Source organism: Methylobacterium variabile, assembly GCF_001043975.1.
Taxonomy (GTDB): Bacteria; Pseudomonadota; Alphaproteobacteria; order Rhizobiales; family Beijerinckiaceae; genus Methylobacterium; species Methylobacterium variabile.
On sequence record NZ_LABY01000339.1, the window covers coordinates 1 to 5,711 of the forward strand.

At 70.5% G+C, this 5,711-nt stretch carries 5 protein-coding genes; 3 read left to right on the forward strand and 2 right to left on the reverse strand.

The genetic code is table 11. The annotated features are described in order from the left end of the window. Positions 1 to 438 precede the first annotated feature (438 nt). On the reverse strand, positions 439 to 921 hold the full coding sequence (locus VQ02_RS32480; RefSeq protein WP_048448400.1) for a peroxiredoxin: 483 nt from the start codon (positions 919 to 921) through the stop codon (positions 439 to 441). A 247-nt stretch (positions 922 to 1,168) separates the two neighbouring features. On the opposite strand from VQ02_RS32480, the gene VQ02_RS32485 reads away from it, so the two are divergent. Continuing rightward, a complete protein-coding gene (locus VQ02_RS32485) occupies positions 1,169 to 1,807 on the forward strand; it encodes a YqgE/AlgH family protein (RefSeq protein WP_048448404.1) in 639 nt (212 codons plus the stop codon). Positions 1,808 to 1,840: 33 nt separating this feature from the next. On the opposite strand, the gene VQ02_RS32490 is transcribed toward VQ02_RS32485, so the two are convergent. Then, on the reverse strand, positions 1,841 to 2,839 hold the full coding sequence (locus VQ02_RS32490) for a hypothetical protein (protein WP_048448401.1): 999 nt from the start codon (positions 2,837 to 2,839) through the stop codon (positions 1,841 to 1,843). A gap of 396 nt (positions 2,840 to 3,235) precedes the next feature. Here VQ02_RS32490 and dnaK point away from each other — a divergent pair, with 396 nt between their 5' ends. Together dnaK and VQ02_RS32500 are read left to right on the forward strand one after the other, a co-directional pair. Beyond that, positions 3,236 to 5,155, forward strand: coding sequence for a molecular chaperone DnaK (dnaK, locus tag VQ02_RS32495; RefSeq protein ID WP_048448402.1), 1,920 nt, complete (start codon positions 3,236 to 3,238; stop codon positions 5,153 to 5,155). Positions 5,156 to 5,378: 223 nt separating this feature from the next. After that, positions 5,379 to 5,711: DnaJ domain-containing protein (locus VQ02_RS32500; protein WP_048448403.1), on the forward strand; the 333-nt coding region annotated here is incomplete at its 3' end.

Genomic DNA, 5,711 nt, shown 5'->3' on the forward strand with positions numbered 1-5,711 from the left:
TGATACCCTCGCGCCTTCGCATCGACACGTCGATGCGAAGGCGTCCGGCGCATCAGCGCCGGCGCCCGTTCGGGCTTGCCTTGCGCCTCCGAACGAGTCCGTTCGAAGGCGCGGCGGTATCAGCCATCGACCAGCCGGATTCCGGCCGGCGCAAAGGCCGCGAGTGATACGGCGACCGCGGGTCTGGGGCCGACGAGGCGTTCGGGGCGGGAGAGGGCGGCATCCTGGCCGCGCTTCGCCGACTGCCTCGCGTGGCTGCCGTTATGGCTCGCTTCTTGTCGCGACCAGCCAGCAAGCGATCGACCCGTGATCGGCTCGGCGCGGCGCAACATCTTATCCCCCCGCGACCTCATCCCGAGGTCGCAGGTGGGATTGATCAGGAAGCCTGAATCCCGCTCCATCGGATCCAGCGGCTCGCGACCACGAGCCGATCGAACCTCAGAGCGACTTGAGCAGCGTCTCCGCCCCCGAGAGATCCGCCTTCGAGGGTGCGTCCTCGACGTTGAGCACCCGCACCACCCCGTCCTCGACCAGCATGGCGTAGCGCTTCGAGCGCACGCCGAGGCCGAAGCCGGTGCCGTCCATGTCGAGGCCGATCGCCTTGGCGAAGTCGCCGTTGCCGTCGGCCAGGAACTCGATGCCCTCGGCGCCGGCCGACTTCGACCAAGCCTCGAGCACGAACACGTCGTTGACCGAGGTCACCGCGATCGCGTCGATGCCGCGGGCCAGGATGTCGTCCCGCCGCGTGACGTAGCCCGGCAGGTGATTGCGGTGGCAGGTCGGCGTGAAGGCGCCCGGCACCGCCACCAGCACCACCCGGCGGCCCTTGAACACGTCGTCGGTCGTCTTGGCGGCCGGGCCCTCGGGGCCCATGACCCGGAAGGTCGCCTGGGGCAGGTGATCGCCGACCTGGATCGTCATCGTGGCTCTCCTGGGATCTTTCCGGGCCGGCCCGCCGGGCTCCGGCGGGGCCTCGGGCCCGCGGGGGGTCTAGCGCGGCCGTTCCGGGGTGTCGAGGTTGCGGCCCGCGACGCGCTGTGTGGGAGCCGGCGGGTGCCCGCGCGCGTTCATCCGGAAGGCAGGTATGGACAACGCCGGGGCGGGGCGTAGCATGGGCATCATGCGCAGCAGATTTCCTCAGGACCTTCTCTCCCAGGACGCCGCCGGCATGAGCCCGGACCCGCAGGCCGACCTGCGGAGCGCCCGGGAGACGCACGGCCGCGGCGCGCCGAGCTACCTCGACGGGCAGCTCCTCGTCGCGATGCCGGGCATGGCCGACGAGCGGTTCTCGCGCTCGGTGATCTATCTCTGCGCGCACTCGGCCGAGGGGGCGATGGGGATCATCGTCAACAAGCCGGCCGCCGACCTCAACATGCCGGACCTCCTGGTCCAGCTCGACATCATCGCCCAGGACGACGCCATCCGGCTGCCGAGCCGGGTCGGCCACATGCCGGTGCTGATGGGCGGTCCCGTAGAGGCGAGCCGAGGCTTCGTGCTCCACTCGCCCGATTTCCACATCGACCAGTCGACCCTGCTCATCGACAACGGCATCTGCCTCACGGCGACGATCGAGATCTTGCGGGCGATCGCCGTGGGCAAGGGGCCCGAGAGCGCGGTGCTGGCGCTGGGCTATGCCGGCTGGCAGGCGGGCCAGCTCGAGAGCGAGATCCAGGCCAACGGCTGGCTGCACTGCCCGGCCGATCCGGACCTGATCTTCAACTCCGCCCTCGACACCAAGTACGACCGGGCGCTGCGCGGCATCGGGATCGAGCCCGCGATGCTCTCGTCCACCGCCGGCCACGCCTGAGGCGGCCGCCGGCGCGGGCACCTCTGCTCGCCGCTACTGGTCCTGCGCGCCGGCCTCGAAGCCGGGGTTCATCCCGTCAACCGCGGGGGCAGGGCGCTTGCGCGCCGGCCGCGGCGCGGCGCTCGCGGTCGGGGCCGCGCCCGACAGGCCGAGGCGGGTGGCCAGCGAGAGCGCCCGCGCCTCCGAGAAGCGCAGGTGGCAGAAGCCGTGCGAGCCCTCGCGGACATAGGCGCGGCACATCTGCTCCCGGTCGGCCGAGAACGCGGCCTGCTCGGCTACGATCGGCCGGACGTCCTCGCGCCGTGCGCGCTGGGTCATGACCTTGTAGTTCTCGCGCACCGCCTTGTCGGCGACGCCGCGGGCGCCGTCGAATTCCTGCGCCCGCGGCAGCAGGGTGGCAGCCCCGGGGCCCCAGAGGCCCTTCGGCGTGGTTGCGCAGTCGGCCGCCGTGAAGACGCAGGACTCCGCCTCGGCGAGGGGCGTGACCATGACGCTGCCCTCGAGGATCTCGAGCCGCAGCGGGCAGGACGGGCCGGCGGTGGCGAGCTGGGTCACGCCGCTGGGCTTGCCCTGGTCGCTGAGCGTCAGCGGCTGCCCGTCGCCGAGGGCGATCTTGCAGCTCTCGGTCGGCTGCGAGACCTTGGTGCCGGCGAGCGTGACGCGGGCGGTGAAGCCGCTGCCGGAGCGCTCCAGGCGCAGGGAGCCGGCATTGCCGTTCTGCTGCAGCTCCTGGCCCACCACCGCGTCGTCGTTGGGGGTCTTGAGCACCACGGGCTTGGGCGGCGCCGGCGGCGCGGGCGCCGGCCGCGGCGCGGCGTCGGGCGGCGCCTCGCCGGGAACCCCCGGGGCCCGACCGCCCGGAACCGGGGCCGGCGGCACCGGCGGGCGCGCCGCCCGGCCGATGCCGAACAGTTCCTCGAGGAAGGATTGGGCCGAGGCCGGGGCCGGCGCCACCATCAGGACCGCCGCGAGGGGCAGGGCCGCCAGCACGGGCAGGGCCACCGGGCGGGGAGGGAGGCGAACGGGCTGCATCAGGCTCCAGGCGCAGGCACGGGGATAGGCGTCCCGCACGGTCCTAGCATGGGGTCCGTGGCACGGGCGTGGCAAGCCCGCAACATTGTCGTGGCGCCTTGGCCGGAGCGTCACGGCTCCGGCAAGGGACGCGGGCCGGGACGAGGGAGGCCGGTGCACCGCCCGAATCACCATGCGCGATCACCGTGCGCGGCCCGGCCCGGCTCGCCTTGCGGCCCCGAAACGGCCTTCTTATATCGGGCTCGGCGCGGGCAACGCCCCCGCTCGCCGGCCTCCCGGCGAGACGCGGTTCGGGCGCGGCCCGCCTCGGCTCAAACCTCTGACAAGTACCGCCATGGGCCGAGCTGCTTCGGGGCTCGGCGGTCTGCTTAAAAAACACCAACGAGGGATCCCACCATGGGTAAAGTAATCGGCATCGACCTTGGCACCACCAACAGCTGCGTGGCCGTGATGGAAGGCACGCAGCCCAAGGTCATCGAGAACGCGGAAGGGGCGCGCACCACCCCGTCGATCGTCGCTTTCACGGATGACGGCGAGCGGCTCGTCGGCCAGCCGGCCAAGCGCCAGGCGGTGACGAACCCGGAGCGCACCTTCTTCGCGATCAAGCGCCTCATCGGCCGTACCTACGACGACCCGATGACGCAGAAGGACAAGGGGCTCGTCCCCTACAAGATCACCCGCTCGAACGGCGGCGACGCCTGGGTCGAGGCGGACGGCAAGTCGTACTCGCCGTCGCAGATCTCCGCCTTCACCCTGCAGAAGATGAAGGAGACCGCCGAGTCCTACCTCGGCCAGCCGGTCACCCAGGCGGTCATCACCGTCCCGGCCTACTTCAACGACGCCCAGCGCCAGGCGACCAAGGATGCCGGCAAGATCGCCGGCCTTGAGGTGCTGCGCATCATCAACGAGCCGACCGCGGCGGCGCTCGCCTACGGCCTCGACAAGAAGAAGTCCGGCCTGATCGCGGTCTATGACCTCGGCGGCGGCACCTTCGACGTCTCGATCCTCGAGATCGGCGACGGCGTGTTCGAGGTGAAGTCGACCAACGGCGACACGTTCCTGGGCGGCGAGGACTTCGACAACCGCATCGTCGAGTACCTCGCGGCCGAGTTCAAGCGCGAGCAAGGCATCGACCTGACCAAGGACAAGCTCGCCCTCCAGCGCCTCAAGGAGGCCGCCGAGAAGGCGAAGATCGAGCTGTCCTCGGCGACCCAGACCGAGATCAACCTGCCCTACATCACCGCCGACGCGAGCGGCCCGAAGCACCTGGCGCTCAAGCTCAGCCGCGCCAAGTACGAGTCGCTGGTCGACGACCTGGTGCAGCGCACGATCGAGCCGTGCCGCAAGGCGCTCAAGGACGCGGGCGTCTCGGCGAACGAGATCGACGAGGTGGTCCTGGTCGGCGGCATGACCCGCATGCCGAAGGTCCAGGAGCAGGTGAAGACCTTCTTCGGCAAGGAGCCCCACAAGGGCGTCAACCCGGACGAGGTCGTGGCGATCGGCGCCGCGGTGCAGGCGGGCGTGCTCCAGGGCGACGTCAAGGACGTGCTGCTCCTCGACGTGACCCCGCTGTCGCTCGGCATCGAGACGCTCGGCGGCGTGTTCACCCGGCTCATCGACCGCAACACCACCATCCCGACCAAGAAGTCGCAGGTGTTCTCGACGGCCGAGGACAACCAGAACGCGGTCACCATCCGGGTCTTCCAGGGTGAGCGCGAGATGGCGGCCGACAACAAGCTGCTCGGTCAGTTCGACCTCGTCGGCATCCCGCCGGCGCCGCGCGGCCTGCCGCAGATCGAGGTGACCTTCGACATCGACGCCAACGGCATCGTCAACGTGACGGCCAAGGACAAGGCGACGGGCAAGGAGCACCAGATCCGCATCCAGGCCTCGGGCGGCCTGTCCGACGCCGACATCCAGCGCATGGTGCAGGAGGCCGAGGCCAACGCGGCCGAGGACAAGAAGCGCCGCGAGCTGGTCGAGGTGAAGAACCAGGGCGAGAGCCTGATCCACGCCACCGAGAAGTCGGTGACGGAGCACGGCGACAAGGTGCCGGCCTCCGACAAGGCCGCGATCACCACCGCCATCGACGCCCTGCGCCAGTCGCTCGCCGGCGAGGACGTCGAGCAGATCAAGGCCCGCACCACCGACCTGATGCAGGCCTCGATGAAGCTCGGCGAGGCGATGTACGCGGCCAGCCAGTCGGCCGGTCCGGACGCCGCTGCCGGCGCCCAGGCGGGTGAGGCCAAGAAGGATGACGTCATCGACGCCGACTTCCAGGAAGTCGACGACAAGGACCAGAAGAAGCGGGCGTAAGTCATCGGCCCCGCATCCCCGGGCAGTCCGCCCGGGGATGCGCACCGGCGCGGTGAGCTTTCGCCTTGAGGCTGCCGCACGGGTCTGAGATCCGTGCGGCCACGATTTGCAGCTCGATCCGGTCCTCGGCGCCCGACCGCGCCGGGGATCGAACGTGTATGGACGATGCCCGACCGGGTGGGCCAGAGACGGGCTTGGGGACGGGACGGGTTTGGGGACGGGAATGTCGAAGCGCGACTATTACGAGGTGCTGGGCGTCGCCCGGACCGCGACCGACGGTGAGATGAAGTCGGCTTTCCGCAAGCTGGCGATGGTCTACCATCCCGACCGCAACCCCGGCGACAAGGAGGCCGAGCTCAAGTTCAAGGAGCTCAACGAGGCCTACCAGTGCCTCTCCGACGGGCAGAAGCGCGCCGCCTACGACCGCTTCGGCCACGCGGCGTTCTCGCAGGGCGGCCAGGGCGGTCCCGGATTCGGCAACGAGTTCGGCGACTTCATGTCGGACATCTTCGACACGTTCTTCGGCGACGCACGGGGCGGCGCGCTTCTGCCCGTC